The sequence below is a fragment of the Candidatus Spongiihabitans sp. genome, assembly GCF_965237845.1.
GTDB lineage: Bacteria > Pseudomonadota > Gammaproteobacteria > Arenicellales > Poriferihabitantaceae > Spongiihabitans.
The window spans coordinates 2423551-2449669 of sequence record NZ_OZ250154.1; the positions used below are offsets into that span (position 1 = coordinate 2423551).

General features: G+C 48.0%; 25 protein-coding genes. 3 read left to right on the forward strand and 22 right to left on the reverse strand.

The annotated features are described in order from the left end of the window. Positions 1-17: 17 nt before the first annotated feature. The 17 genes from ftsZ to ACPXXB_RS11630 all read right to left on the reverse strand — a co-directional run bounded on the left by ftsZ (position 18) and on the right by ACPXXB_RS11630 (position 19439). Positions 18-1166, reverse strand: coding sequence for a cell division protein FtsZ (ftsZ, locus tag ACPXXB_RS11550; RefSeq protein ID WP_423907571.1), 1149 nt, complete (start codon positions 1164-1166; stop codon positions 18-20). Between the two features lie 207 nt (positions 1167-1373). Further along, a complete protein-coding gene (gene ftsA, locus ACPXXB_RS11555; protein WP_423907573.1) occupies positions 1374-2609 on the reverse strand; it encodes a cell division protein FtsA in 1236 nt (411 codons plus the stop codon). 85 nt (positions 2610-2694) lie between these two features. Next, the gene (locus tag ACPXXB_RS11560) at positions 2695-3588 is read right to left on the reverse strand and encodes a cell division protein FtsQ/DivIB (RefSeq protein ID WP_423907575.1); all 894 of its coding nucleotides are present in this window, start codon (positions 3586-3588) and stop codon (positions 2695-2697) included. Further along, positions 3585-4469 carry a UDP-N-acetylmuramate dehydrogenase gene (gene murB, locus ACPXXB_RS11565; RefSeq protein ID WP_423911157.1) on the reverse strand — a complete coding sequence of 295 codons (885 nt, stop codon included), beginning with the start codon at positions 4467-4469 and terminating at the stop codon, positions 3585-3587. Before murB ends, ACPXXB_RS11560 begins: the two co-directional genes overlap by 4 nt. Before the next feature lie 49 nt (positions 4470-4518). After that, the gene (murC, locus tag ACPXXB_RS11570) at positions 4519-5952 is read right to left on the reverse strand and encodes a UDP-N-acetylmuramate--L-alanine ligase (protein WP_423907577.1); all 1434 of its coding nucleotides are present in this window, start codon (positions 5950-5952) and stop codon (positions 4519-4521) included. After that, positions 5945-7030 carry an undecaprenyldiphospho-muramoylpentapeptide beta-N-acetylglucosaminyltransferase gene (murG, locus tag ACPXXB_RS11575; RefSeq protein WP_423907579.1) on the reverse strand — a complete coding sequence of 362 codons (1086 nt, stop codon included), beginning with the start codon at positions 7028-7030 and terminating at the stop codon, positions 5945-5947. Before murG ends, murC begins: the two co-directional genes overlap by 8 nt. A gap of 17 nt (positions 7031-7047) precedes the next feature. Beyond that, a complete protein-coding gene (gene ftsW / locus ACPXXB_RS11580) occupies positions 7048-8280 on the reverse strand; it encodes a putative lipid II flippase FtsW (RefSeq protein WP_423907581.1) in 1233 nt (410 codons plus the stop codon). A 126-nt stretch (positions 8281-8406) separates the two neighbouring features. After that, positions 8407-9774, reverse strand: coding sequence for a UDP-N-acetylmuramoyl-L-alanine--D-glutamate ligase (gene murD / locus ACPXXB_RS11585; RefSeq protein ID WP_423907582.1), 1368 nt, complete (start codon positions 9772-9774; stop codon positions 8407-8409). 18 nt (positions 9775-9792) lie between these two features. Then, entirely contained in the window at positions 9793-10875 is a 1083-nt protein-coding gene (gene mraY, locus ACPXXB_RS11590; protein WP_423907584.1) for a phospho-N-acetylmuramoyl-pentapeptide-transferase, read from the reverse strand. Then, entirely contained in the window at positions 10869-12467 is a 1599-nt protein-coding gene (locus ACPXXB_RS11595; protein WP_423907586.1) for a UDP-N-acetylmuramoyl-tripeptide--D-alanyl-D-alanine ligase, read from the reverse strand. Before ACPXXB_RS11595 ends, mraY begins: the two co-directional genes overlap by 7 nt. After that, positions 12464-14056 carry a UDP-N-acetylmuramoyl-L-alanyl-D-glutamate--2,6-diaminopimelate ligase gene (locus tag ACPXXB_RS11600; RefSeq protein ID WP_423907588.1) on the reverse strand — a complete coding sequence of 531 codons (1593 nt, stop codon included), beginning with the start codon at positions 14054-14056 and terminating at the stop codon, positions 12464-12466. Before ACPXXB_RS11600 ends, ACPXXB_RS11595 begins: the two co-directional genes overlap by 4 nt. 22 nt (positions 14057-14078) lie before the next feature. Further along, positions 14079-15767, reverse strand: coding sequence for a peptidoglycan D,D-transpeptidase FtsI family protein (locus tag ACPXXB_RS11605; protein WP_423907590.1), 1689 nt, complete (start codon positions 15765-15767; stop codon positions 14079-14081). Between the two features lie 151 nt (positions 15768-15918). Continuing rightward, positions 15919-16266 carry a cell division protein FtsL gene (gene ftsL, locus ACPXXB_RS11610; protein ID WP_423907592.1) on the reverse strand — a complete coding sequence of 116 codons (348 nt, stop codon included), beginning with the start codon at positions 16264-16266 and terminating at the stop codon, positions 15919-15921. 24 nt (positions 16267-16290) lie between these two features. Then, the gene (gene rsmH, locus ACPXXB_RS11615) at positions 16291-17247 is read right to left on the reverse strand and encodes a 16S rRNA (cytosine(1402)-N(4))-methyltransferase RsmH (protein WP_423907594.1); all 957 of its coding nucleotides are present in this window, start codon (positions 17245-17247) and stop codon (positions 16291-16293) included. Positions 17248-17264: 17 nt separating this feature from the next. Then, positions 17265-17723 (reverse strand): division/cell wall cluster transcriptional repressor MraZ, encoded by a 459-nt coding sequence (mraZ, locus tag ACPXXB_RS11620; RefSeq protein ID WP_423907595.1) that lies wholly within the window; start codon positions 17721-17723, stop codon positions 17265-17267. A gap of 417 nt (positions 17724-18140) precedes the next feature. Further along, the gene (locus ACPXXB_RS11625) at positions 18141-18701 is read right to left on the reverse strand and encodes an NUDIX hydrolase (protein ID WP_423907597.1); all 561 of its coding nucleotides are present in this window, start codon (positions 18699-18701) and stop codon (positions 18141-18143) included. A gap of 45 nt (positions 18702-18746) precedes the next feature. Next, positions 18747-19439 (reverse strand): Crp/Fnr family transcriptional regulator, encoded by a 693-nt coding sequence (locus ACPXXB_RS11630; protein ID WP_423907599.1) that lies wholly within the window; start codon positions 19437-19439, stop codon positions 18747-18749. 184 nt (positions 19440-19623) lie between these two features. Here ACPXXB_RS11630 and ACPXXB_RS11635 point away from each other — a divergent pair, with 184 nt between their 5' ends. Then, entirely contained in the window at positions 19624-20592 is a 969-nt protein-coding gene (locus tag ACPXXB_RS11635) for a D-2-hydroxyacid dehydrogenase (RefSeq protein ID WP_423907601.1), read from the forward strand. After that, entirely contained in the window at positions 20592-21764 is a 1173-nt protein-coding gene (gene hemW / locus ACPXXB_RS11640; protein WP_423907603.1) for a radical SAM family heme chaperone HemW, read from the forward strand. The genes ACPXXB_RS11635 and hemW overlap by 1 nt, the downstream gene beginning before the upstream one ends. Before the next feature lie 64 nt (positions 21765-21828). Here the strand turns inward: hemW and ACPXXB_RS11645 are convergent, their stop codons facing one another. The 5 genes from ACPXXB_RS11645 to ACPXXB_RS11665 all read right to left on the reverse strand — a co-directional run bounded on the left by ACPXXB_RS11645 (position 21829) and on the right by ACPXXB_RS11665 (position 24724). Continuing rightward, entirely contained in the window at positions 21829-22770 is a 942-nt protein-coding gene (locus ACPXXB_RS11645) for an alcohol dehydrogenase catalytic domain-containing protein (RefSeq protein WP_423907605.1), read from the reverse strand. A 5-nt stretch (positions 22771-22775) separates the two neighbouring features. Beyond that, entirely contained in the window at positions 22776-22943 is a 168-nt protein-coding gene (locus tag ACPXXB_RS11650) for a hypothetical protein (protein ID WP_423907606.1), read from the reverse strand. A gap of 88 nt (positions 22944-23031) precedes the next feature. Beyond that, a complete protein-coding gene (locus ACPXXB_RS11655) occupies positions 23032-23442 on the reverse strand; it encodes a hypothetical protein (protein WP_423907608.1) in 411 nt (136 codons plus the stop codon). Further along, the gene (locus tag ACPXXB_RS11660) at positions 23408-23665 is read right to left on the reverse strand and encodes a transporter substrate-binding domain-containing protein (RefSeq protein ID WP_423907609.1); all 258 of its coding nucleotides are present in this window, start codon (positions 23663-23665) and stop codon (positions 23408-23410) included. Before ACPXXB_RS11660 ends, ACPXXB_RS11655 begins: the two co-directional genes overlap by 35 nt. A gap of 201 nt (positions 23666-23866) precedes the next feature. Next, on the reverse strand, positions 23867-24724 hold the full coding sequence (locus ACPXXB_RS11665; protein WP_423907611.1) for an MBL fold metallo-hydrolase: 858 nt from the start codon (positions 24722-24724) through the stop codon (positions 23867-23869). 719 nt (positions 24725-25443) lie between these two features. Here ACPXXB_RS11665 and ACPXXB_RS11670 point away from each other — a divergent pair. Beyond that, complete coding sequence (locus ACPXXB_RS11670) at positions 25444-25902, forward strand: hypothetical protein (protein WP_423907613.1); 459 nt, start codon at positions 25444-25446, stop codon at positions 25900-25902. The last annotated feature ends 217 nt before the right edge of the window (positions 25903-26119 follow it).

The following is a 26119-nucleotide window of genomic DNA, read 5'->3' on the forward strand; positions in this document are numbered from 1 at the left end:
TTTTACAATCCTTTGCATTAGTCCGCCTGCCTCCTTAAATAGGCAGGAATATCATACATATCTAATTGGGTCGCTTCTGCGGTTCTCTCGCCCATTCTTGCAAATCGCTTTTGCGGCAGGACTCGCTCCATTTTACGCTCTACGCCTTCGACTGCCTGAACCGGTTTCGCCGAGTTCTCCCCATTCTCAAGTGGCGCGATTTTTGCCTTTGGATCAATCAAACCTGTCGCCACCATGGTAACCCGAAGATCTCCCTGCATGGCCGAATCGAAAGCGGTGCCAATTACCACGTTGGCATCTTCCGCAGCGTATTCATGGATTGCATTACCCACCGCTTCGAATTCACCGATAGTCATATCTGGGCCTGCGGTTATATTAACCAACAGGCCTTTGGCGCCATGTAAGTTGATGTCTTCGAGAAGCGGGCTGGATATTGCTTTTTGGGTCGCTTCAATGGCCCGGTTTTCACCGCTCACGGTCGCTGAACCCATCATCGCCATACCCATCTCGGACATCACAGTTCTGACATCGGCAAAATCGACATTAATCAATCCCGGTCGGGTGATCAGTTCTGCAATTCCTTGAACCGCATTGAACAAAACTTCATTGGCTTTGTTGAATGCATCTACCATAGAGGCTTCCTGTCCCATGACCGCTAAAACTTTTTCATTGGGAATGGTGATTAAAGAATCAACGTATTCTTGTAACTCTTCAATACCCCGGTCAGCAATGGTTTGGCGTTTACTGCCTTCAAACGGAAACGGTCTGGTGACCACAGCTACCGTAAGCGCGCCTTTTTCCCGGGCCAGCTCGGCAATCACAGGAGCAGCGCCGGTGCCGGTTCCACCCCCCATCCCTGCGGTGATGAAAAGCATATCTGCACCATCAATCGCCGAAGCGATGCGATCGCTATCTTCCGCCGCCGCCTGGCGTCCGATCTCTGGATCTGCACCCGCCCCCAGCCCCTTGGTCAAATTCTCGCCTAACTGCAAAACAGTGTCAGCCTTTGATCGCGACAGCATTTGGGCATCGGTATTAGCATTTATGAAATCAACGCCTTCAAGATCAGCGGTGAGCATATGTTCTACGGCATTGCCGCCGCCGCCGCCCACCCCGATGACTTTGATCACCGCTTGTTGACTAACTGTATCTACTAGTTCAAACATTTTATTTCCTCCTCGTGTGTACTTCGATTAATATTTGTAAGGATTCGAGCACCGAGCCTTAGAGCGCTTGGTACTATTCTTCTTACAAGGCATGCTCGCGCCCGAACCAAAAATAACCACTCGAGGCGTAAGAGTAAACATTAAAAAATTAAGTCGTTTGAGACACTTAATCTCCGAAATAGAATTTGCCAATAAAATCTGCAATCATCAAAAACTGCCCTTAAACCAGCCTTTCATCCGCTCCACCATAGATGTCACAACGCCAGGCTTATGTGATTGTTGTTGCATCTGATTGCGGTTTGCATATCCAAATTGTGCAAGCCCTATGCCGGTGGAGTAAATTGGATTGCACACCACTTCACTGAGACCCCCTTCATAATTTGGCAATCCCTGGCGCACCGGCAAGTGAAAAATTTCTTCGGCCAGATCTATCATCCCTTCAATACGTGAACTGCCCCCGGTAAGCACAATGCCCGATCCAATGACTTCTTCAAACCCGCTTTTGCGTATTTCGACCTGGATCAACAACAGTAATTCTTCAATTCTCGGCTCAATAATCTCTGCAAGGTTTCGTCGGGATAGTGTTCGTGGTGGACGTCCGCCTATGCTCGGTGTTTCGATGGTTTGCCCTTCATCAACCAGTTGCACCAGTGTGCAACCAAATTTTTTCTTGATATCTTCTGCCGCCTGAGTCGGCGTATGAAAAGCAACGGCGATGTCGTTGGTCACTTGATCGCCGGCAACCGGAATGACCGCGGTATGACGGATGGCGCCTTCGGTAAAAATCGCTATGTCGGTTGTGCCACCACCGATGTCGATCATGCAAACACCAAGTTCACGCTCATCTTCGGTGAGCACCGCTTCACTGGAAGCAATTTGTTCGAGAATAATGTCATCAACTTCCAACCCGCAACGACGGATACATTTCACAATATTTTGCGCCGCACTGACCGCACCGGTAATCATATGCACTTTAGCTTCCATGCGCACGCCGCACATCCCTATCGGCTCACGAATCCCGTCCTGCCCATCGATCACAAAATCCTGGGGCAATACATGCAAAATACGCTGATCATTAGGGATAGCCATCGCTTTTGCAGCATCGATCACTCGCTCTTTATCGCTTTGTGTGACTTCGTTGTCCTTAATCGCAACAACGCCGTGTGAATTGATACTGCGGATATGCGCTCCTGCAATGCCTGCGTAAACAGAATAGATTTGGCAACCCGCCATTAATTCTGCTTCCTCCACAGCCCGTTTGATTGACTGCACGGTGGATTCAATATTGGCGACCACGCCTTTTCGTAAGCCTGTTGCCGGATGATGGCCGACACCAATGACTTCCATTGTCCGGGTCGGTCCTACTTCAACCACGACAACCAGAACCTTGGAGGTCCCAATATCCAATCCTACCACCAGATTATTATTTGATTTCTTCGGCATAATATTGACTAGTCGCGCCTCGTTTAGTTATTTTTTGAACGTGGCATCGAGTATTGGCTATGTTTAAGTTTGTTCTTAAAAAATATTAAGGGTGCGAGGTAAACCCCGATTCGGTAATATTTTGTGCAACGGATTGAGAGCCCTGCCAGCTAATCGCAAAGCCATTGGGATAGCGCAGGTCAATGGTTTTCATTTGCGGAAATTGAACGATAAGTTCCTGATTCAACGCTTCAATAAACCGTTCAATGCGGGGAAATGCATTGGCTTTGTCCACCACCATAGTCACTTTAGCGGGCCGGTCGATTATTTGCCCCGAACCTTGAGTAGATTGCCCCCCACTCAACGCCAGCGCTCCCATAGAAAGTTTCAGCCGCCATAAATCTCTTGAATCCAAACTCAGTTGTTCGAGGGCTAAGCCGTTGGAAGAAAATTGTTCTGACCATTGCTGAAACGCTTTCCAAACGATCTGTTTTTGGTCGGCGGAACCATACAGCAAAGGCAAATCATGGTTGCTTTTGTTCCCGCCCCCGTGCTGACGATCAACCAGGTCTCCGGTAAAATTAAGCCACTTGCCCTCTCCCCACCTGGCCACGGGTTGAACTTCCACCACATCAACCATAATGGTGGATGGCCATTGTCGCCGCAGCGATGCGGAAAATACCCAGGGAATTTGCTTTATTTCGTTTTCGAGCCGACGCAAATTAACGGAAAAATAATTGCCTTCGAGTGTTGCTTCAGCAATCTGTTTCACTTGTGCGCCATCGACATGGTTAAAGCGCCCATGCACTTCGATTTCTTTAATCTGAAATTTTTGCGGATCAAACAATCGATCAGCGACAAACAGCACCACGAGCGAGGTCAGTAATATGACTGCCATTAGCATTATCCAGCGTGGCCGTGTGTTCACAACCAGGTCGGCAGGGGTCTGTTGCAACTCGGAAGCCCTATCCGAAAGATTGCGGGAAGATAATGAATTCATTTTTCTCCCCCGATAATTCGGACTTCAAGGTCCAGTTCTATACCGCTGTGTTGGTTCACCCGGTCTCGAGCAATGTTGATTAATTGTTCGATGTCCGCGGATGTTGCATTGCCCTGGTTCACAATAAAGTTAGCGTGTATTTCTGAGATTGCCGCATCGCCTACTGTGTGCCCTTTGAGCCCGGCATCTTCAATTAATCTTGCCGCGAAGTCCGCGGGCGGATTTTTAAACACTGAACCGGCGTTTGCACTTTGTATCGGCTGCGATGCACTGCGTTTTTCCAGCAGACTGCGAATTTTATCCTTGCCACTGTACCCGCTATCCGCTAACCCTAATGCGAGTGTGCCGCTCAGGATCCAGCAGTCTTCCGGTAACGCAACTTGGCGATAACCGTAACTCAGGTCTTTAGTTTGAATCTTTTTGCACTGCCCGTGCCGGTCCACACATTCCACCTGCTCAACCCATTGCCAGGTCTCTGTGCCAAACGCACCGGCATTCATAGCCAGTGCGCCGCCAAACGAGCCAGGCACCCCGGCTAAAAATTCCACGCCGGTTAAATTATTGCGCGCTGCGACCCTGGCGACTTTGGCGCAAGATACACCTGACTCAAGGCACAACCGATCAGGCGCAATTAATTCGTACTCACTCAGACCCTTGGAGGTTCGAATCACCATCCCTTGCACACCCTCGTTACGCACCAATAAATTACTGCCCAAGCCAATCCAGTGCAGCGGAATCTGTGGCGGTAATTGTTTAAGCAACTGTATTAAATCCGCTTTATTCTCCGGGGTATAAAAATAGTCAGCGATGCCGCCAATGCGCCAACTGGTATGCCGCGACATGGGCTCGTCGATCAATAACCGACCCTTCAACCCGCGCATTATTTTAAGTATCCCCTTGCGGGAGAAATCTGGCAGATTGCTGACTTGCCTATTTTTCATTGGCGGCATCATTGGCTGCCTCCTTTGTAATTGGAATCGGCGGCGGTGATCGGTCTGCCAACGATTGGGCAAATCGGCCGATGTCCCCAGCGCCTAAAGTCAACAACAAATCACCGCTTTGAACCATATTCGGCAACACCGCGTTCAACTCTTCCAATGTTTCCACAAAAACCGGATCGTTGCCTCGCTTGCGGATTGCTCGACAAAGAGAACGACCATCACTTCCGCTAATGGCCTGCTCACCGGCGGGGTAAACTTCGGTGATGATTAAATGGTCAACCCCTGCCAGCAACTGAACAAAATCGTCGAATAAATCTCGGGTACGGGAAAATCTATGGGGTTGAAACACCACTAGAATCCGCCGCTCAGGCCAGCAATCCTTGCTCGCTTGCAGGGTTGCGGCCAATTCGGTCGGGTGATGCGCATAGTCGTCAATGACTTCCACTCTATGACTGCCAATCCGAACCTCGCCCAGTGGTTGAAAACGTCTGCCGATGCCCTGAAAACCAGACAACGCTGTGCCGATGGACTGAGCCGATAAACCCAACTTGTATGCGATTGAAATTGCCGCTAAAGCGTTCAACACATTGTGCCTGCCTGGCAGAGCCAAATTGAATTGGCCGATTGATTGGCCGAAACGAATCACTTCAAAGGCGCTTTCCCTACCGTTGTGAACAATGTTGGTTGCACGATAGTCAACCCCCTCCGAGGTGCCATAACTCACAATGGGTCTTCGTATCGCGGTTGCGATCTCTCTGATATTAGGGTCGTCGAAACACAGGATTGCCAGGCCGTAGAACGGTAAATTATGCAGGAAATCGAGATAGGCCTGTTTCAGGCGATTGAAATCTCCGTCATAGGTTTGCATATGGTCATGGTCGATATTGGTCACCACTGCTATCTGCGGTTGCAAATGTAAAAATGACGCATCGCTTTCATCCGCTTCAGCAACCAAATACTCGCCCCGACCCAGACACACATTGCTGTTAACACTATTGACCACACCGCCGACGATGAAAGTCGGATCAAGGCCGGCGCTGGCAAGCACCGTTGCAACCAAACTTGTGGCAGTGGTTTTTCCATGCGTGCCGGCAATGGCAATCCCCTTTCGAAAACGCATCAATTCACCCAGCATTTCCGCCCGTGGAACCAACGGGATTCTGTTGTCTCTGGCCGCGACAGCTTCGCTATTGTTGTCGTCAATCGCGCTGGAAACGACGACCGCATCAGCGCCTTTGATATTCATTCCATCGTGACCGATATATATGGTAGCGCCGGCCTGGCGAAGTCGCTCCAGGATTGCGGTGTCTGATAAATCAGACCCGGAAACCTGAAAATCCAGATCAAGCAATACTTCGGCAATGCCACTCATGCCGATGCCACCGATGCCGACAAAATGTATATGTTGGACAAAGTCACGCATGCATCGCCTCCAAGCATATTGTCGCCACATCATCGGTTGCCCGGGGTTTTGCCAGTTTTCGCGCGGCTTTGGCCATGGCAATCAGCAGTTTTCGATCGCTATCAAATCGAGTCAAAATTTTTAGCCAATGACCCTGAACAAACTGCTCCTCAAGCACCATATAGGCTGCATTATTGCCAACCAAATAGGAAGCATTCCTGGCTTGATGGTCATTTACGGCATAAGGATAAGGAACAAAAACGGCCGCGGCTCCTGCGCAACAGACTTCAGAAACGGTCATTGCACCACTTCTACAAATGACGATATCGCACCATTCGTAAGCGGCCTTCATATCATCAATAAATTCATTTATTTTAAGTATCCCCTTGCGGGAAACCTGACAGCCTATTCCTGCTTCCAAATAAGCCGCGCCAATTCCATTTTGATCTTTTTTACCGCTTTGATGCCAAATATCAACATCGGGCATCGGGTGAGTGGCAAATAGTTTTGGAAGCTGCTGGTTAAATACATCGGCGCCCTGACTACCGCCAACGATCAATAACCGCAACGGCTGTTTGCGATTGGCCAGTCTGATTTCAGGGGCCGGAATATTTGAAATCTCCGGCCGCACCGGATTGCCGGTCCATTGAAACTGCCTAAACCCGTCGGCAGAAGGAAACCCGGTTAATATTCGATGGCTAAATCGGGACAACCAACGATTGGTTAGCCCGGCCACTGAATTTTGTTCATGCAGGACAATCGGCAGTCTCAACGCCGCAGCCACTAAGCCACCCGGACCGGAAACAAATCCCCCCATCGCTAAAATTGCTTTTGGCCTGCGCTTTAATATGACGTACAGCGTTTGTACGATGGCCTTTACCAGCATAAACGGCATCAATATTTTTCGCATCACACCGCTTTTGCGCAGCCCTTTTATATTGATGGGATCGAAGGTGATGCTGGCTTCTGTAACCAACCTGGCTTCGAGGCCCTGCCGAGTTCCAATCCAACTCACTTCCACCCCTTGATGCATCAGTTCTTTAGCGACTGCCAATGCCGGGATGACATGGCCTCCGGTTCCGCCTGCCATAATCATCATTCGACTTGCCTCGGTCCTTATTTTTGATCGGGCGCTTCGCATCTTCGACCTCCGGGCTGTGGCCTGCTTTGTCGATCAACTGCAAACAACAATCCCACAGCAGCCATGCTGATTAACATACTGCTGCCGCCGTGACTCATCATCGGCAAGGTTATTCCTTTGGTCGGCAGTAATCCGGTATTCACGCCGATATGCACACCCGCTTGCAAAGCGAACAGCAGGCCGATACCCTGTGCCAGAAAGCCTGAAAACCGCTGCCCCAACTGCAGTGCTCTATGGGAGATAGCAAACGCACGAAACAATAACAACGTGAAAAGCGTTAATACGCCGAAGATACCTACCGCCCCCAATTCTTCACCGATGATGGCAATCAGGAAATCATTGCTTGCGTGTGGAAGATAGAACAATTTTTGAATGCTGCTGCCGAGGCCGACGCCAAACCATTCACCCCGACCAATTGCGATTAGCGCCTGAATCAATTGAAACCCATTACCATATGGGTCGGCCCAGGGATCCCGGTAACTTAACAATCGTGCTACCCGATAGGGCTCCATCCACATAATGGAAGCCAGTAGCATGACAACCATACTGAGACCGATCAGGAAATGCCAGAAACGAACCCCTGCTAAAAACATCATTCCTGCAATGGCAGTGGTTATCACCACAGCGGTGCCAAAGTCAGGTTCAAGAAGAAGCAATACTCCGATTGCCCCTACTACCAAACCAGTATTGATAATGCCGACTTTGAATAGATGCAAATCTTCGCGCTTCCTCGCTAGGTAGTCGGCGAAATAAATAATCCCGGCGATCTTCATAAACTCAGACGGTTGAAATCGGATACCCCCTAAATCGATCCATCGAATACTGCCGTTGACCTCCACGCCCACGCCAGGGAAAAGCACTACAACCAATAACAGCAATCCAATCAGCAACAATGCCTTGCTCGCTGCGGCAAGCCAATTCATTCGAATCGAGGCGGCCATGAAAAGTAGTACGCTCCCCAGGCCAATATGCAATAGATGTTTAATAAGAGGGTTGAAGTTGATATCCAAAGTGCGGCTGTCAACCGTTATGGTTGCGGAATAAACCATGACCACGCTCAGGGACAGCAAGGCAATCACCGTAAACATTAACCATTGGTCATAGGATGAAACTTCGCTTACACGATTCGCTTGAAACGCGGTTGCCCTGGTGTTCATTGCGGTGCGGTTCATTGCGGTGCGGTTTATTGCGGCCTGGTTAGCTAACATGTTGTTTCCTGGACTCACTTCGCAACCCTGATATTTTGGGGAACGAGCACGAGCATGAATTAAACAACGAACTTTTAATAAACCTATACTCGGTGTCACGTTCAAAGAATTTATAAACGGGGCGATTCAATGCACCAGCTCCCAAACCAGTTGTTTGTAAACATTGCCGCGATGTTCGTAGTTGTCGAACATGTCGAAACTTGCACAAGCCGGAGAAAACAAAACCACCGAGCCTGATTGCGCTAATTTTCTCGCATGAACTACCGCTTGTTCCAATAAATCAACCCGGGTGCTGGGCACTGATTGATCAAGGCTTTCGAAAATTATTCCTGCGTCCTCGCCAAACAAAATGGTGTGCTTTACACGCTCTTTGATGACCTGGGCCAATTGCGAGAAATCAGCCCCCTTGCCTTTGCCCCCGGCGATTAAAATGAGGTCCTGCGAAAAGCCTGTAATCGCCGCTATGGTTGCACCGGCATTGGTGCCTTTGGAATCATTAATCCACTTTACCCCATTGACTTCAGCAACAATTTCACAACGATGGGGCAGCCCGCCATAATTAAGCGCGGCATTAATCACCACCGGATTCAACTCAACCCCGGCAGTTTCCACCAGCGCCATCGCGGCCAGAATATTGGCAATGTTTTGCTCGCCCTGGAGAGTAATTTGTTCTACCCGCGCAAGCAGGGTTTCACCGTGCAACAGCGATCGTGAATTGCCTGACTCCGCCACACCGAATTGATTGGCCGCCTGGGGAGCATCCAAACCAAAGCTGGTCATTGAAGTATTCTGCGAAGTATTCTGGCATGGCCGGGGATTTGTGAGTACATCATCCCGATTAACCACTACCTTGTTGGCGTTTTCAAATATTCTTTTCTTGGCATTAATATAATCATCCAGAGTGGGGTATCGATCCATATGGTCTGCGCTAATATTCAGCACCGTAGCTGAACAGGCGTTCAACGAATAAGTCGTTTCCAACTGGAAACTGGACAACTCCAGGACATAATAATCAGGGACATAATAATCGGGTAATGCATGGTCGAGTAAATCCAGAACCGGGGTTCCAATATTGCCGCCGGTTTTTACTTTCAGCCCCGCGGCTAACATCATTTCGGCAACCAGCATGGTCACGGTGGATTTGCCATTGGAGCCGGTTATCGCAATGATCGGGGCTTCGGCCTGTTTGACAAACAATTCAATATCACCGATTAGCGCTCCCCCATTGCTGAAATTTTGCCGCTCTATTTCAATGCCGGGACTAGTGACTATTTGATTGAAACTCCCAAACCACGCATATGGTATCTGTCCGGTGATAATTTCCACACTCGGAAATTCATCTTTGACCTGTTTCAGATACGGCGGCAACTCCCGCGAATCCGCCACAGTAACCTGCATCCCTGATTTCACCAGATATTTGACCACCGAGTAACCGGTTGACCCAAGTCCTATCACCAGAATCCGATCATTGTTCGGTTGAATGGAATTTGCCATGTTCAATACCCCAACTCCTCAGCGCACCTTCAATGTGGCTAATCCGATCAATACCAGGATCAGGCTTATAATCCAAAAACGCACAATAATCTTTGGCTCAGGCCACCCTTTCAATTCAAAATGATGATGGATCGGCGCCATGCGAAACAGTCGGCGACCTATCAATTTAAAAGAGACGACCTGCAAAATGACCGACACGGTTTCCATGACAAATATCCCGCCCATCACCATCAGCACAATTTCCTGGCGCACAATTACCGCGACAATACCAATCGCAGCACCGAGGGAAAGCGCGCCGATGTCTCCCATAAATACCTGAGCCGGATAGGTGTTGAACCATAGAAACCCGAGACCTGCTCCGACCAGCGCCGAACAAAATATGAGCACCTCTCCTGCGCCAGCAATATAAGGAATTCCAAGGTATCCCGAAAAATTGGCGTTTCCGGTGGTGTATGCAAATACCCCTAAGGCCCCGGCCACCATGACGGCCGGCATAATCGCCAAGCCATCTAATCCATCGGTCAAATTCACGGCGTTACTGGTTCCAACCACAACCAGGTAAGTAAGTACTATGAATCCCCAACCCAGTGGAATTGCCACGTCTTTAAACAGCGGAACCAGCAACGCGGTTTCCGCTGGAGACCGCGCGGTATAAAATAGAAAAAAGGCGGTTATCAATCCAGAAACGCTTTGCAGCAGAAATTTATTGCGCGCTCCCATCCCCTTGGGATCTTTGTTGATTAGTTTTTGATAATCGTCAACCCAACCGATCAAACCAAAAGCAATGGTGGTAAATAAAATCACCCATATATATCGGTTGGTCAAATCCGCCCATAACAACGTGGCAACGACTACGGCAATTAATATCATAGCGCCGCCCATTGTCGGGGTGCCGACTTTGCTGAAATGCATGGGCGGCCCGTCTGCCCGGACAGTTTGGCCAATTTTGTGGTCACTCAGTTTTCGAATCATCGTCGCCCCAAAAATAAAAAATATCCCAATGGCAGTGAGTACGCCGCAGATGCCGCGAAATGTCAGATATCGAAATACATTGAAGAAACTATAGTCCTGAGAAAGATTGTTGAACAGCCAGGTCAGCATGGTTTAGTCCCTTCTCGATGATCCAATTGCCCATGGTCCTGTCCATAATCCTGTCCATAATCCTGTCCATATTCAAAATCTTCGGCTTCGATAATTTCGGCAACCACTCGCTCCATCATCGACGACCTCGACCCTTTGACCAAAACCGCCACGCCGTCACTTAAATTGCCCTTCAATTCAGCCACTAAATCGTCCAAACTTTCAAAAACCTGAGCGCCCTTGCCGAAACCATGCGCGTAATCCCTGGCATTGTTATCACTCCCATTATTATCTTGGGAGACCAGACACATGAGAATATCCATGCGCTTTTTATTGGCATAGCGACCCACTTCATTGTGTCGTTGCTTGCTCATTTTTCCGAGTTCTGCCATAGCACCCAAAACCAAAATCCTTACCCCGTCGAAATTTGCAAGCACATCAATGCCGGCCTTAATCGACTGGGGATTGGCGTTATAACTATCGTCGATCACCATGCACCCCATAAGCCCCTGCTTCGGATTCAGCCGACCACTCACTGCCTGCATGTTTTCAAGCCCGGTTTTTATGGACTGTATCGTGGCGCCGGCGGCGTAACAGATTGCGGCGGCGGCCAGGGCATTCATTACATTGTGGCGACCCGGCAAGGTTAGATTGATGGCGATGTGTTGTTCATCATGCTGTTCATCAACAATGTGCAAATCGAAACGGCTTGTCAGCCATTCAGATTTCGCTTCGGATAATATTTTTTGGGTCGAGCGCCGAGTCTTTATTTGTTTGGACCCTGTTTGGTGCCTACGGCTTGGCGCCCGGTCTAAACTTTTATAACTCCCGAGGCGCAAATTAGTTACGGTCAGGTCTGCGGGTTTTTCCATCGCAAAAGAAATCACTCGACCGGTTTTTAACTGAGGCTTGACCTGAGCCAACCATTGATCGCTGAATTGGTCGTCTGCGTTAATCACCGCAGTCCCGTTTTCCTTTAATCCGGAAAAAATTTCTGCTTTTGCCTGAGCAATTTGTTGCAGGTTACCCAGTCCCTCAAGATGGGCTGGGGCAACATTATTAATTAACGCAATCGTCGGCCGGGTTAAGCGACTGAGGGTGGCGATTTCCCCAATGTGGTTGGCGCCCATTTCGATGACCGCAAAATCATGGCTCTCATTTAATTTAAGCAATGTCAACGGTACGCCCCATTGATTGTTAAAACTTCGCTCCGGGAACAAGCAATTTCCGCATTGATTCAATATCGATGCGGCCATAGCGGTGACTGTGGTTTTTCCATTGCTGCCGGTAATCGCCAGCACCGGAATATCGAAGCGCAAACGCCAGTGGCTTGCCAGTTGCCCGAGTGCTTGCGTGGTATCCGAGACTTTGATTTTGGGCATATCAATTTGAGCGAAATCGGTATTCACGGCAGCGGAAACCATGGCCCCTACCGCCCCTTTCTTTTTCGCCTGGGCGACGAAATCGTGACCATCGAATTTTTCTCCCGGGATGGCAACAAATAAGTCTCCCCGATCGACAGTTCTGGAATCCGTGGCAACCGTCGTGAACAGCGCATCCGCACCGTATAGTTTTCCCTGAACGATATTGGCGGCTTCCGATAGCGCCATCATGTCAGCTCCTCAAGAAGTTCTGGAACCATTGCCCGGTCGCTCAATGGGTTAACAGCATTGCCGATTGTCTGAGTGTGTTCATGACCTTTTCCCGCCAGCAAAATTAAATCATCTTGATTGGAAGATTTAATCGCTTCCGCCATTGCTTGTCTACGATCATGAATGACCGTAATGGGTTGGCTCAATCCTTGTTTTATTTGTTCAATAATTTGTGCGGACGGTTCGGTACGCGGGTTGTCATCGGTTACGATGATTCGGTCAGCGATTGATTGTGCAATCCGGCCCATTTGCGCTCGTTTGTCTTGATCGCGGTCACCGCCGCAGCCAAATACCACGACCAGATTTCCGCGACACAGTGATTTGAGGGATTTAAGCGCACGCTCCAGTGCGTCCGGTGTATGCGCATAATCCACCACCACCGCAGGCTGGGCCGGACGATTGCTAAACACTTCCATTCGCCCTGGCGGCGCAGCGATGTGGGCAACAACTTCTGCTATTGCACCCATTGCATAACCCATTGCGAACAGACAACCGATAGCGGCAAGAATATTCGGTACATTAACTTCTCCTAACAGCCTTGAATGAATCTGTTGGCGGCTCCGCTGGCCCTGAAACGCCAATTTAAACCGTATTCCCTGGTCATCCGTTTCCAATTCAACCGGTTGCAACTCTCCAGACTTCATGCCGTAGCTAACGCAGGTTAGTCCTTGACCCCGCCAATTGCATAATTGCAGCAGCTCACGGCCAAAATTATCGTCACTATTTATTACCACGGCGTTGAGCGAGGCGAATTCAAACAACTTTTGTTTGGCGTCGCCATAGCGGGTCATGGATTGGTGATAGTCGAGATGGTCCTGGGTTAAATTTGTGAATATGGCAATATCGAAATCGATGCCATTGGCTCGGCCCTGCTCCAGTCCATGAGAAGAGACTTCCATACTGACCGCGCCAGCCTGGTTGGCTAAAAATTCGAACAACTGTTCATGAATGGATATCGCATCCATAGTCGTCAATTCCGAATGTTGCAGATCGCTAACGAATCCACTGCCGATGGTTCCAGAATAACCACACCGTATGCCGAGCAATTCCAATGCCTGGGCGATCAAATAAGCGGTCGTGGTTTTGCCATTGGTACCGGTAATTCCAATCATTTTCAGATTCTTGGACGGATTACCGAAATACCGCGCCGCAATTATCCCGAGTTTTTGTTGCAGGTTTTCTATGCCAATCACCAGCGCGTCCTGCTTGACCGAGTCCTTTAGCAAGGCACTACGGCTGGCACCGATCTTTTCGAACAACACAGCCGCCGCGCCATTAGCCAATGCCTGATCGATATACGCCCGCCCGTCGGTTATCATTCCCGGCAGCGCAATAAACATATCGCCAGACCCGACCCTTTGACTGCTGAGTTGAAGCGCCGCAATCAGACAATCATGGCCTTGCTCCACTTCAGCATATCCCGCCAACAATTCACTTAACCAAATTGTTGCCGACGGATTTGCCAGGCCCGCTTTATGCAGGCCCGCTTTATGCAGGCCCGCTTTATGCAGACCAGTTTCATGCAGACTGGCTTTTTGATGATTAATCATCGGCATTGCGCTATTCGTTTCCTCAAACCTTATTCTCTTTTTTGGGTATGGAAGTAATTTTGGATGCGTCAATATCATCCGGCTTAACGTTATACAAACGCATCAAATCCGCCATCAAACTTGAAAACACCGGCGCGGCAACATCTCCTCCGTAGTAAAATTTTCCTCTGGGATCATTGATAGCAACCACCATCACAAATTTAGGGTCGGTTATCGGCGCCAAGCCTGCGAACAGAGAAACATAGCGTTTATTTTTGTAGCTGCCGTCTATTATTTTAAGGGTGGTTCCGGTTTTTCCGCCGATACGATAACGCGGGATTTGTGCTTTTCGCGCAGTGCCATTCGGCGTCGCAGCCTGCTCCAGCATTGCGCGGATACTGGCTACAGTTTGCGTATGAAAAACCCGCTTGCCGATTGCGCGATAGCCTGGTTTTCTCGGTTGCAGCGTTACCGGCAGCAACACGCCGTCCGTTGCGAACACCGTGTAGGCTCTGGCTAACTGCAATAATGTCGAGGAAAATCCATAGCCATAAGCCAACGTTGCATGCTCAATTTTTCGCGTGCGTTTTTTCAACACCCCGGAAATTTCCCCTGGCAAACTTCCGGTTCGACTGCCAAACCCGACATCCTCAAAGGTGTTGTATAAATCATCAAACGGAAACGCCAATGCCAATTTGGCAGAGCCGACGTTGCTGGAATGGACCACAACATCAAACACCGATATCTCGCCGTAATCATGCACATCGCGTATGGTATGATCGGAAACCTGATAGCGCCCCGGCGAAGTGTCCACCATGGTATCCGGGCCAACTTCGCCGCTTTCCAATGCCATGGCAATGGTAAATGGTTTGACAGTGGAACCCGGCTCCAGAACATTAGTAACGGTGCTGTTTCGAAACACGCCCGGGGTCATTGAACTGCGGTCATTGGGATTGAACTGGGGTGAATTGACCATTGCAATTATTTCCCCGCTCGGAATCCCAAGCACAACAACGCTGCCGCCGACGGCATCGTGTTTCTTGATTGCAGATTCAAGGTAACGACTTGCCTGAGACTGCACTCGTTGGTCGATAGTAATTACCAGATCCTTGCCATGCCGAACCTGCTGAATACTTTCCTCGATTTCAACATAGTGTCCGGCTAAATCCTTAAGCACCCGTTTACGGCCTGCCCTGCCTTTCAATTCAGTATCGAAAGCAAGCTCCAAACCTTCCTGCCCATTGTCATCGATATCGGTGAACCCGATTAAATGTGCGCTTACTGGCCCTCCGGGATAGTAACGCTTGTATTCCCTGCGTACTTCCACGCCCGGAATTTTCATAGCCATAACCTGTTCCACTACAGCAGGCGGCAGCTGTCTTTTGACGTACATAAAGCTGGCATCAGCAAATTTTTCGCAATTTTGCTGTAAATTCTTTTTGGCAAGATTGATGGTTTCCAACATCGGTTGCCACAATGATTGATCCGTGCAAAATATACCGGGTTCCGCCGCAAGAGAATCTACTGGCGTGCTTACCGACAACACCCGCCGGTTACGATCCAGAATTCGCCCTCGTTGCGGGGAGATTTTTACTGTCCTCATATATCGTTTATCGCCCTGAACCCGTAAACTTTCATTTTCCTCGGTATGCAACTGCACTACCCGCAGCGCCAGAACAGTAAAAGCAGAAATCATCAACGCAAGCACCACATGCCGACGCCAGCTTCGCATGCATGACTCTCTTGGTGCTACGCATAACCCTCTGTAATGTTTATTTTTTTTATTCATGTCGGTTTATGCCCTTTATGCCCTTATGGTTTGGGTATATCCAAAAAATAAACAACAGAAGGGTAAAACCGATGGAGCCTTTGTGGTTGTATTCCTAGCCACCCTTCGCCCCCATTGCCTTTATTGAGCGCGTGCCTTTATTGAACATGCCTTTATTGAAGGCGCTGTTCAATTGGTCCCCCGCCATCTGCACAGTAATAATTTGCTCCGGCGGTGGCGGCAGCATCCCCAATCTAGTGCCAGCGTCATCAGCGATGTTATTCTCCATGGCCCAGGTTGCTTTTTCCAGCATCAGCCTGCCCCACTCGGATTGTAACTGATTGCGCTGATTCTCCATTTCTTGCAGGTCAATAAATGACAACCGATTTTCGTGGCGGACGGTGACCACGAACAACGCACTGGCCAGCACCACAATCAGCATAAAAACAGATGGTTTGCTCATAGTGGCTTCTAGTTAATCCCCGCCCTATGCAACCTTTTGAGCGGTGCGCATAACCGCGCTTCTTGCTCTGGGATTTTGTTTTAATTCGCTCATCCCCGGCTTTATCGGTTTGCCGACCAATCTTAATCGCGGTTTTAGCATGTCATGGGTAACCGGCAAATCATGGGGATAGGGGTCGCCTTTGGACTGGTTGCGAAAAAACCGTTTCACCAGTCTGTCTTCCAGGGAATGAAAACTGATCACAACCAAACGCCCTCCCGAAGCCAACGCCTCCAGCGCATCGGGCAATACAGATTCAATTTCCTGCAACTCCTGATTTATCGCAATACGAATAGCCTGAAAGGTTCGGGTTGCAGGGTGTTTATGCCCTTTGTGGTATGGGTACTTGCCTTTTTCCCTTGCAGGAACAGCTTCGCACACAAGTTTCGACAATTGTCCAGTAGAGCTAATTTGGTTTTTCAACAAAGTTTGTTTAATTCTTCTGGCGATTCTTCGGGCAAATCTTTCTTCGCCAAACACTTTTAATACTCGAATTAGCTCACTCTCTTCGACCTGTTTTATCCAGGCAGCCGCAGTCATCCCGACACTACGATCCATTCGCATATCAAGCGGCCCATCATGATTGAAACTAAATCCTCGCTCGGCCACATCAAATTGAGGCGAGGAAACACCGAAATCAAACAGGAGCGCATCCACTTTTCCGATCAAATTACGTTCTCCCAGAATTTGGGAAAGCTTCGAAAATGGAGCATGAATAATTTCAATGCGATCTTGGTTTTGCCATTTTGACAATGCCTGGTCAATCGCGTCTTGATCACGATCGATAACAATTAATCGGGCGTGGCTGGCAAGCGCGCCGAAGATCGCCCGGGCATGACCGCCACGACCATAGGTGGCATCCACAACTATTTTACTGTCGGGAATATTGAGCGCCTGCACGACCTCTTTTAACAACACCGGGATGTGGGCTGATGCGTTCATGTTGGCTATCATGCTGACTATAGGGAAAGTTGCTCCATCTCCACCGATAAATTTTCCAGATCCATTTCTTCTTGCAACCACTGACTCCGACGAGCATTCCACAGCTGTTCGCTCCAAATCTCAAATTTGTTTCCCTGACCAACAAGCAGCACCGCTTTTGTCATCATTGCGAATTCCCGCAATGGAGCTGGCAATAATATTCTGCCGCTGCCATCCATTTCCACATCACTGGCATAACCCAGTAAAAATCGTTTTAGCCGTTGGTGATTTGCATCGAAACTGGGCAATGCCACAATTTTTTGTTCAACCAATTCCCATTCGTCCAAAGGGTATAACCATAAGCAATGCTCTTTGGTATTATTCACTGTAACAATCATTTTGCCGCCGCAACGATCCATAAGGGCATTGCGGAATCTACTTGGAATTGCCAGTCTGCCTTTATCGTCGAGATTGAGTGTATTTGCGCCGCGAATCATAGTTATCAACCCTGGATGATGTGAAAAATTCCCCACAATTTCCCACTTTTCAACACTATATGGGCGAGTGCATACTCTGTCAAGAAAGAAATAGGGGGTTTAGAGGGTAAAAATCGTCTATTTTTAAGGGAAATGAAGGTTTTCGCGCCCTTATAAGTTAATGTAAATTCTTGATTTAGTGTATAACAATTCGTTATGCTTGAATAAACTGACACCAAAATTCAAAAGTATCCTTGAATTATGCGCTTGAATCCTCCCCCATTAAGTCGTTGAGTAAAAATTATAATTTTTCAAATTTTATGCGGAAATAGTCAATGTCATCAGCATCATCCAATTGATTCAGGCGAGCCAGGATCTTAAAAATGTTAGTTCCGCAGCGCATTCGGCTAAATAACCAACCGGGCTGAATAAGGCAGATCACGAATCAATGGCATCGAGAAACATTTTTACGAAACGATAGGTGAGTCCCCATAATACTTTTCCTGACCGAAACTGAATGCCGGGATATGGTTTTTCCGCGCAGACGGTTTGGTATTGGATTTGGGCGGATAATGCTGGCGGGTGTAACAGGTCATCAACCTTGATCCAGAAACTATCGCCCACCTCCGGGCTATGACTGACCACTTGGGGCGAGTCGAGATTAAAAACGAAACAACTGATAATCAATGAAATATCCCGATTATTATTCCTGCCCGGTTGGTCATCCAGACGCCCCAGCAGCGCATTAGCCGGTAACCTTATCCCAACCTCCTCATCGGTTTCCCGCCGTGCGGTTGCGGCGATATCTTCGTCCCAACGGTCGCAGTTGCCACCTGGGAAAGCGATTTGCCCTGACCATGGGTCATTTTTATTTTCCGCTCTTTGTATGAAGAACATTTCAGGATCGGTATCCAGATTACGTAATATGAGTGCCACCGAAGCTGATTTGTTGTCGCCGATTTTGATTAATTTGGGGCGGTATTCCCTAATCCTTGGCACTATACGCCTTGGCGCTCTCAACTTTGGCGAATGGTTCACAACAAGCTAACTTTCAGGAACGCCTTCAACCAATTCATGCAATCGTTTACAATCCTCAATAATAAGCCGTTTTCGATGACGCTTAATTAACCCCGCTTTTTCCAGTTTTTTTAGCTCGCGGCTTACCGCCTCTCTGGTGCAACTTACTCGACTGGCGAGTTCTGCATGAGTGGGAGGATTATTGATTCGAGCGACACCATCAAAGTCCAAATTTTCTTTTGAAATACGCAGCAGTTGTGCGTGAATCCGCTTGCTTACATCCAAAGTGGCATACTCAAAAATTCGATCGCACAATTGTCGCACTATCCCGGTCAGTTGCTGGAGCATTTCAATACAAACAGCCGGATATTTTTGCAATATCTTGAGAAAGTCGCTCGGCGACACAATGGTTATTGTTGTGTCGGACAACGCAATCACGTTAGCCGATCGCGGTTTTCCATCGATCGCTGAAAACCCCCCGAAGTTGCCGCCAGCCGCAATGTCAATGAAACTGACTTCCTTGCCTTCATTGGAAAAAAGGGTAACTCTTACACGTCCAGCATTGATTAGATATAAATTGGTATCGCGATCCATGACCCGAACGATGTACTTGCCTTTCTTGAACTTCTTACTGACAGATTTTTTCAATAGCCGTTCGCGGTCTTCCTTGGTGAGTAGTCTAAGAAATAATTTGCACTGTTTTTTATTGTATTCAACCATGGTTATTTTTATTCGATTCGTGTTCAAAAATTATCATTGCATCAACTTAATCATGGTATTGTTTTGAGGTGCTGGGCTAAACGATTTTATCGTTTAGCCAAAATAATGATATCGAAACAACACACTACCGAAAATAAACCATTACTTCAACAGCGTTTGGACGCTCGGCTGTGAAAAAACCATAATGAAAGGCGTGATTCTCGATAAAGACTCATTCGACCGAGGGGATATCGACTTGAAAAAACTTCTGCAACATCCAGTTGAATGGACCGATTATGCCAGCACATCGCCCGCCCAAATTAAACACCGGATAAAGGGGCGTGAAATAATAATTACAAACAAAGTTGAACTGAATAAGGATTTGCTCGAATCAACAAATTGTTTGAAACTAATTATGATCGCCGCAACCGGCACCGATAATGTTGATCTCGACGAATGTCGCGCAACAGGCATCACCGTTTGCAATGCCAGACATTATGCGACCCCTGCTGTCGTTCAGCACACCTTTGCGCTGATGCTCAATTTATTGACCAATCAATTTCGATATCATCAAGCTGTAGCAGCGGGCGCATGGTGCAACAGCAATGTATTTTGTTTGCTCGACTATCCGATCGTCGAAATCCAGAATAAAACTTTGGGAATAATTGGTTATGGCGCTTTGGGCAAAAAAGTCGCTGAGATCGCTAAAGCGTTTGGAATGTTTGTCCAAATATGTCAAAGGCCAGGAGGTAAAAAGGAGTCCGGCAGGATTTCATTTAAGCAAATACTCGCTGATTCCGATGTGCTGACGATCCATTGCCCGCTCACGCCGGATACGCTGAATTTGCTTGGGGAAAATGAATTTAATCGCATGAAATCCAATGCCATTATTATTAACACCGCGCGCGGGGCAATCATAGACTCGGAGGCGTTGGTAAATGCGCTGAAAAAAGGGCAAATTGCAGGCGCGGGAATCGATGTTTTAAGCGAGGAACCGCCTCCAAGTTCTGAGCCATTATTACAACCGGCCTTATTGCAACAAGATGCCCCAAACCTGATCGTTACACCACACAATGCCTGGGCAACCAGAGAATCCCGACAGCGTCTGGTCGATCAAATTACGGAAATTTTAGGTAAATGGTTAAGCGGTCACCCGATAAATGTTGTCAGCTAATGCTCGCTCCTCCCCTGTCCCTGTACATTCATTTTCCGTGGTGCATTAAAAAATGCCCGTATTGCGATTTCAACTCCCACGCACTGAAGGGCGCGCTCAATGCGAAAAAACATGAGGAAAAATATATCAAGGCATTGCTAAGTGACCTTGATGCCGATCTTGATGTCGATGTTGCGGCTGCAACCAAAGACCGAAAATTGATTTCCATTTTTATAGGCGGCGGCACGCCGAGTTTGTTTTCGGCAAAATCGTTTTCAATGCTTTTGGATCAAATCAAGCAGCGCATAGCATTGGATGCCAATATTGAAATCACGCTGGAAGCCAATCCTGGGACGCTTGAACACGATCAATTTGAGGCTTATCTGGAATCTGGCATTAATCGGCTTTCCCTCGGCGTACAAAGCTTTGATGACCGACAATTAAAAACCCTCGGCCGGATTCATGATTCCAGCGCTGCCGAAAACGCGATACAAGCGGCCAAGACCGCGGGGTTTAAAAACTTTAACCTGGATTTGATGTATGGCTTACCTGATCAATCCGCGCAAATGGCGGTACAGGATTGTCTGCGCGCCATCAGCTACTCACCAACGCATTTATCTTTTTATCAACTGACCATCGAACCTAATACCTATTTTTATCAATTCCCGCCCCGACTCCCTGACCACGATCAGCAAATCGAAATACAAACTGCATTGCAAAATACATTACACCAACACGACTACCGACAATACGAAGTCTCGGCATATGCCCAACCCGGCCGCGAATGCAAACATAATTTAAACTACTGGCAGTTTGGCGACTATCTCGGCATCGGCGCTGGCGCCCACTCTAAATTAACCGGCGATGGCAGCGTTGTGCGCAGCTGGAAACAAAAACATCCTGAAACCTACATGGCGCATATTGAAAACAATACGCCGTATAAAATGGAAAACCCAGTGCCGCAAAAAGAGCTCCTGTTCGAATTCATGATGAACGCCCTGCGCCTCAAAGACGGCATCAAATTAACGGCATTGCAACAACGCACCGGGCTTCCCGGCAATTTGGCTATCACCGCATTGCAACGCGCAATTAACCAAAAATGGGTGGAAATAACCGATGAAACTATTCGATGCACTGAGCCGGGCTATTTATTTATCGATGAAATATTGCAAGACCTGTTGCCGGCGTCGTGAGTCCAGATAAATCATTTTCTCTTTAATGCCAACAATCCGGAATACCGCAGACCGCATCGACGCGCTAGGCGCACGAGTCGAATAACACGACGCTGCGGATAGATTCACCGGAGTGCATCAAGTCAAAGGCGTGATTAATCTTATCCAGCGGCATGGTATGGGTAATCAAATCATCAATATTAATTTTTCCGTCCATATACCAATCAACAATTTTTGGCACATCGGTTCGTCCGCGCGCGCCGCCATTGGTAATGTCAACAATATTAGCGACCAAATCACCTTCGACCTGCTTCGGATTGACAAAGTGTGTCATACCAAATTTTTCTGCAAGCGGTTGACGTTTGGGATTGATGTCAACGCCAACAATCTTATCCGCGCCAGCAAGCCGCGCGCCTTGCACAACATTCAACCCAATGCCGCCGAGACCAAAGACAACCACATTGTCGCCCGGCTGCACTTTTGCGGTATTGATGACCGCACCGATTCCAGTAGTTACACCACAACCAATGTAACAAACTTTATCGAACGGGGCATCTTCGCGAATTTTTGCTACGGCAATTTCCGGCAATACCGTGTAATTAGAAAACGTCGAGGTACCCATATAATGGAAAATCCTTTGTTTGCCCATGGAAAATCTGCTGCTGCCATCGGGCATCAGCCCCTGCCCCTGAGTAACGCGGATTGCTTGGCAAAGGTTAGTCTTACCGCTAGTGCAATAGTCGCACTGGCGACATTCCGGCGTATATAGCGGGATGACGTGATCGCCTTTTTTTACACTGGTAACGCCCTCGCCAACCTCGACAACAATACCCGCGCCCTCATGCCCGAGGATGGCTGGGAACAAGCCCTCGGGGTCGGCGCCAGAGCGGGTGAATTCATCGGTATGACAAATTCCCGTAGCCTTAATCTCTATCAGCACCTCGCCGGCTTTGGGGCCGTCGAGTTGAACCGTTTCAATTACCAGCGGTTTCCCCGCTTCGTAGGCAACCGCCGCTCGTGATTTCATCTAAACTACCCTCTAGTCCGCCCTACAGGAATTCTAATTTTTTGTCCCGATAATTTATCGGGATGTTTAATTACGTGATCGGCATCAAAGTCAAATAATCCCATTTCATTCTCCACCGATTCTACATTATCAAAAGCCAACTTTAACATTCCAAATTGATATTTTCTATCCATTGTATAGGTTCATAACATCTGGCACTCCGGGTGGCTGATAAACAGGGATTGTACAGGGGAGCGCAGGGCCAGGGCTTGGCGAGGCCGCTCAGTGTTGTAAAACACCAGCAACGCCTATGCGCCGAACTCCTTGCCGTTTGATGTTCCCATTGAATTGGCGGGCGCAGCCCACCCTGCGGCCGGTCGGCGACCGCCTGCTGACGCCGAAGGTTAAAACCGCATCTCGCCCTTGATCAGGATGGCATGTTCGGCCGGGCCGCCGCCCTCGCCATTTTCCTGTCTGATAAATCTGAGATGCGCCTTCATCAGGATTGGTCATAAGCATATCTGTGCGACCATTCTGCAGATCGATATACAAGGCTTCACTTGTATCGTAAAAAACAACTTCGGCTTCGGGCAACTTGGCTTCAAACAAGCTGGCATAGACGGAAGCGCGCTCAACTCCAACTTTAAGGTCCTTGAAATTAACCGCTATTGCCATGCCTGCACTGGAAAACATATGCAAGATCTGCGCCAACCAGTTCGGCCATATCTTTTGCTACGTCAACACCGTAACCGGCGAGTTCGCCTTCCGCCGTTTTATAGTTAAACGGCGCATAGGCGCACACCATCCCAACACGCAGAGTTTCCGCGGATACGGTGCCAAAGCCAATACAAAGAAAGCAAGCAGGTAGTCTCGAATAGCAATTGCCTGAGCCTGGACAGTACTGAGTTACATACATGTACCATATTCATCGATACACCGCATCCGGGATACAAGCAGCTCTGGGGGCGGTTGTTGGTGGCGAAGCGTTCACGCCAGGCTTTACTCGAATGTAATGTGCGCCCATCATTCTTTATCCTCCAATCATTGGCATGTTTGAGTGATTTAATGTTTGGCACAAAAAGCGTTTCATCTACTAATTTTATCTGCTTCATTGCGACTATTCCCACTCTAACTCCTGGTAAGCGCGCAAGATATTGCGTGGGTGAAAAATCTCCATCAACCGCCAATCGCCAAACGATGTCGCGTTGTTTGAGGCGTCTTTGTTTTTAATTGTCTGTTCAGCGTCCACTAGGGCGGATTGCAAAGAGATTCCATCGGAAATTTGCTGCCGAATACTGTTCATCAAGGTGGCAAAATACTGCCATTGCTTTTGCCATTTCCCTTGCCAGTCAGGCTCTGGTCGCCCATGTCCGGGTACAATCAAATTTGCCGAATACTCCTCGATCACATTGCGGCTGTTTAGAACCCCTTTCAGACTCGCCTCAAAGGTTGGCACATGGTCCACAAAAAACATATCACCCGCCCATAGTGTTTGGTTTATTTCATCCCAGAGTACCAAATCATTATTAGTGTGGGAGACTGGCAATGTACTAATGCGTAAATCGCGCCCACCAATACTGACCATCACCGTCTCATCAACGGCTTGTATGCGATTAGCATAATTCTCAAGCGAGAATGTGGAAAGATTGTTTGCCTGCGTTGTTTCCCCTCCAAGCGCGTCATTTAGCCCCGCAATATCCTTGACCATCCGCTGAGCAAGCGCGGGCACTAAAGCATGATTTACGAGCAGTTGTGCGTCGGTTTTCTCAAGCAGGGTCGGCAAACCCATCCAATGGTCTGGATGGGCATGGGTGATGATAATGTGGCTGATGGGTAATTCAGAAATGTGTTGGATTTCGCTCAACAGCTGTTCAGCAACGAACGATGAGCCTCCTGAGTCAATAATCGCAATGGAATGCTGGCCAATTAATACTCCTATGTTTGCTATATCTCCTTGATTACTCGCATTAAGCAAGGCCACCTCTCCATAGTGAATATAGCTAGCGCTCGACTCAGGAGATGCTTCTACAACATTATTTATTTGTTGGAGCGGTTGTAAGAAAGAGCCTGCTTGAACCAATCCGGGCAAACAGAATAAACCCATTATTAACCCGGCCCTGTGTAGCTTTCGTATGTGAACAAGGAGGAAATTTACGCTACAACGAGTATGAATATCTGGATAAATCTTGGCTATCACTGTATTTACTGAATCATCGGCTCTATATTGAATGGGTTAATACACGTCACACGACTATGGATATGCAGTATTTCCCGCTAACTTTAATTTGGGGGGGGGTTATTCGATATTTGCTGAAACATCTGCGTTTACAGGGGCTCAACGACATCTGTGCAATGCATATTCCAAGGAAGATCCTGCTCATTCTCTACCAGACAAAAAATCACACGCCTTTCAACCGATTGATTATGGTATGCTGTTCCCTAGTAGAATTTCTGGTGGGGATTATCTGTAGGCATGGTGAAATTAATTAAGCATTACGTAACTGTTTAATCATTTCGTTACAAATGCTTAAACACAAGATACCACATAGTAATCTGATACTGTATGCATTTTGGTTTAATACCGAAGCAGTATGTCGGCTGCTCGTGCGGCATTATAAACCACTATATCAAATGTGTCATTAACAAAACAGTTGGTAACCATTAGAGCCGCCTGCATCCATGCAGAGAGAAAACATGCATACTAAAATAACACCCCTTGCCTCGGACCTCTCTCGTCAGTACATTGTGATTGTTATGATTTTCCTTATGGCAATAGTTTGGGTATTTAAAGTCACTGCCCAAGAGACCTCAGCGGCGGAAAAAAACAACGCTGTTAGTGAAGCATTTAAATACCCCGGCGAATACGTCAACCCCAATGGTGATGGTTATCCGACAGCGGTTAAAGTAGAATATGTAATGGGTTGCTTAGCCGCTAACGGAATGGATCTTGGAAATTTGGTAAAGTGCTCTTGTAGTATCGATTATATAGCCGCACAACTTTCATTTGAAAAATACACACAGGCAGACACGGTGTTAAGGGCGCAGCTTGATCAAGGCACCAAAGGCGCAGTATTCCGGGAATCCGGGTGGGCTAAAGACATGGTGAATGAATTGCAAGAGATACAATCGGCATCATCATTAGAATGCTTCTAAAGTGCCAATATCCTCTTATATACCAGCACTTACCCATTGGCATTCCTTAACTAATCTGGAAAAATGTGATTTTAGGTTGTGTATGCAGGACCTCAGTAAAATTTGAGGTCACCATTGGTGATCAGGCAATTTACTGGTTTTCTCAGGTGCGCCCAACTACTCTTTTTAGGTTTAACCCAAAAGCATGCGGACATCAACTCCTGTGGGGTGCTCAGGT

What these genes read in the sequence shown, in the direction of transcription:
- ACPXXB_RS11595 (WP_423907586.1), bottom strand. Translation starts at nt 12,467, where the DNA reads ATGATGGCGCTATCGGAAGCCGCCAATATCGTTCAGGGAAAACTATAC.
- ACPXXB_RS11650 (WP_423907606.1), bottom strand. Translation starts at nt 22,943, where the DNA reads ATGGATAGAAAATATCAATTTGGAATGTTAAAGTTGGCTTTTGATAAT.
- murG (WP_423907579.1), bottom strand. Translation starts at nt 7,030, where the DNA reads ATGATGATTATGGCAGGCGGAACCGGAGGCCATGTCATCCCGGCATTG.
- ftsA (WP_423907573.1), bottom strand. Translation starts at nt 2,609, where the DNA reads ATGCCGAAGAAATCAAATAATAATCTGGTGGTAGGATTGGATATTGGG.
- ACPXXB_RS11655 (WP_423907608.1), bottom strand. Translation starts at nt 23,442, where the DNA reads ATGTTTTCCAGTGCAGGCATGGCAATAGCGGTTAATTTCAAGGACCTT.
- ACPXXB_RS11645 (WP_423907605.1), bottom strand. Translation starts at nt 22,770, where the DNA reads ATGAAATCACGAGCGGCGGTTGCCTACGAAGCGGGGAAACCGCTGGTA.
- ACPXXB_RS11600 (WP_423907588.1), bottom strand. Translation starts at nt 14,056, where the DNA reads ATGATTAATCATCAAAAAGCCAGTCTGCATGAAACTGGTCTGCATAAA.
- ACPXXB_RS11670 (WP_423907613.1), top strand. Translation starts at nt 25,444, where the DNA reads ATGCATACTAAAATAACACCCCTTGCCTCGGACCTCTCTCGTCAGTAC.
- mraZ (WP_423907595.1), bottom strand. Translation starts at nt 17,723, where the DNA reads ATGATTCGCGGCGCAAATACACTCAATCTCGACGATAAAGGCAGACTG.
- rsmH (WP_423907594.1), bottom strand. Translation starts at nt 17,247, where the DNA reads ATGAACGCATCAGCCCACATCCCGGTGTTGTTAAAAGAGGTCGTGCAG.
- ACPXXB_RS11605 (WP_423907590.1), bottom strand. Translation starts at nt 15,767, where the DNA reads ATGCGAAGCTGGCGTCGGCATGTGGTGCTTGCGTTGATGATTTCTGCT.
- hemW (WP_423907603.1), top strand. Translation starts at nt 20,592, where the DNA reads ATGCTCGCTCCTCCCCTGTCCCTGTACATTCATTTTCCGTGGTGCATT.
- ACPXXB_RS11635 (WP_423907601.1), top strand. Translation starts at nt 19,624, where the DNA reads ATGAAAGGCGTGATTCTCGATAAAGACTCATTCGACCGAGGGGATATC.
- murB (WP_423911157.1), bottom strand. Translation starts at nt 4,469, where the DNA reads ATGCGCGGGTTGAAGGGTCGGTTATTGATCGACGAGCCCATGTCGCGG.
- murD (WP_423907582.1), bottom strand. Translation starts at nt 9,774, where the DNA reads ATGGCAAATTCCATTCAACCGAACAATGATCGGATTCTGGTGATAGGA.
- ftsW (WP_423907581.1), bottom strand. Translation starts at nt 8,280, where the DNA reads ATGTTAGCTAACCAGGCCGCAATAAACCGCACCGCAATGAACCGCACC.
- ACPXXB_RS11560 (WP_423907575.1), bottom strand. Translation starts at nt 3,588, where the DNA reads ATGAATTCATTATCTTCCCGCAATCTTTCGGATAGGGCTTCCGAGTTG.
- ACPXXB_RS11660 (WP_423907609.1), bottom strand. Translation starts at nt 23,665, where the DNA reads ATGTATGTAACTCAGTACTGTCCAGGCTCAGGCAATTGCTATTCGAGA.
- ftsZ (WP_423907571.1), bottom strand. Translation starts at nt 1,166, where the DNA reads ATGTTTGAACTAGTAGATACAGTTAGTCAACAAGCGGTGATCAAAGTC.
- murC (WP_423907577.1), bottom strand. Translation starts at nt 5,952, where the DNA reads ATGCGTGACTTTGTCCAACATATACATTTTGTCGGCATCGGTGGCATC.
- ACPXXB_RS11630 (WP_423907599.1), bottom strand. Translation starts at nt 19,439, where the DNA reads ATGGTTGAATACAATAAAAAACAGTGCAAATTATTTCTTAGACTACTC.
- ftsL (WP_423907592.1), bottom strand. Translation starts at nt 16,266, where the DNA reads ATGAGCAAACCATCTGTTTTTATGCTGATTGTGGTGCTGGCCAGTGCG.
- mraY (WP_423907584.1), bottom strand. Translation starts at nt 10,875, where the DNA reads ATGCTGACCTGGCTGTTCAACAATCTTTCTCAGGACTATAGTTTCTTC.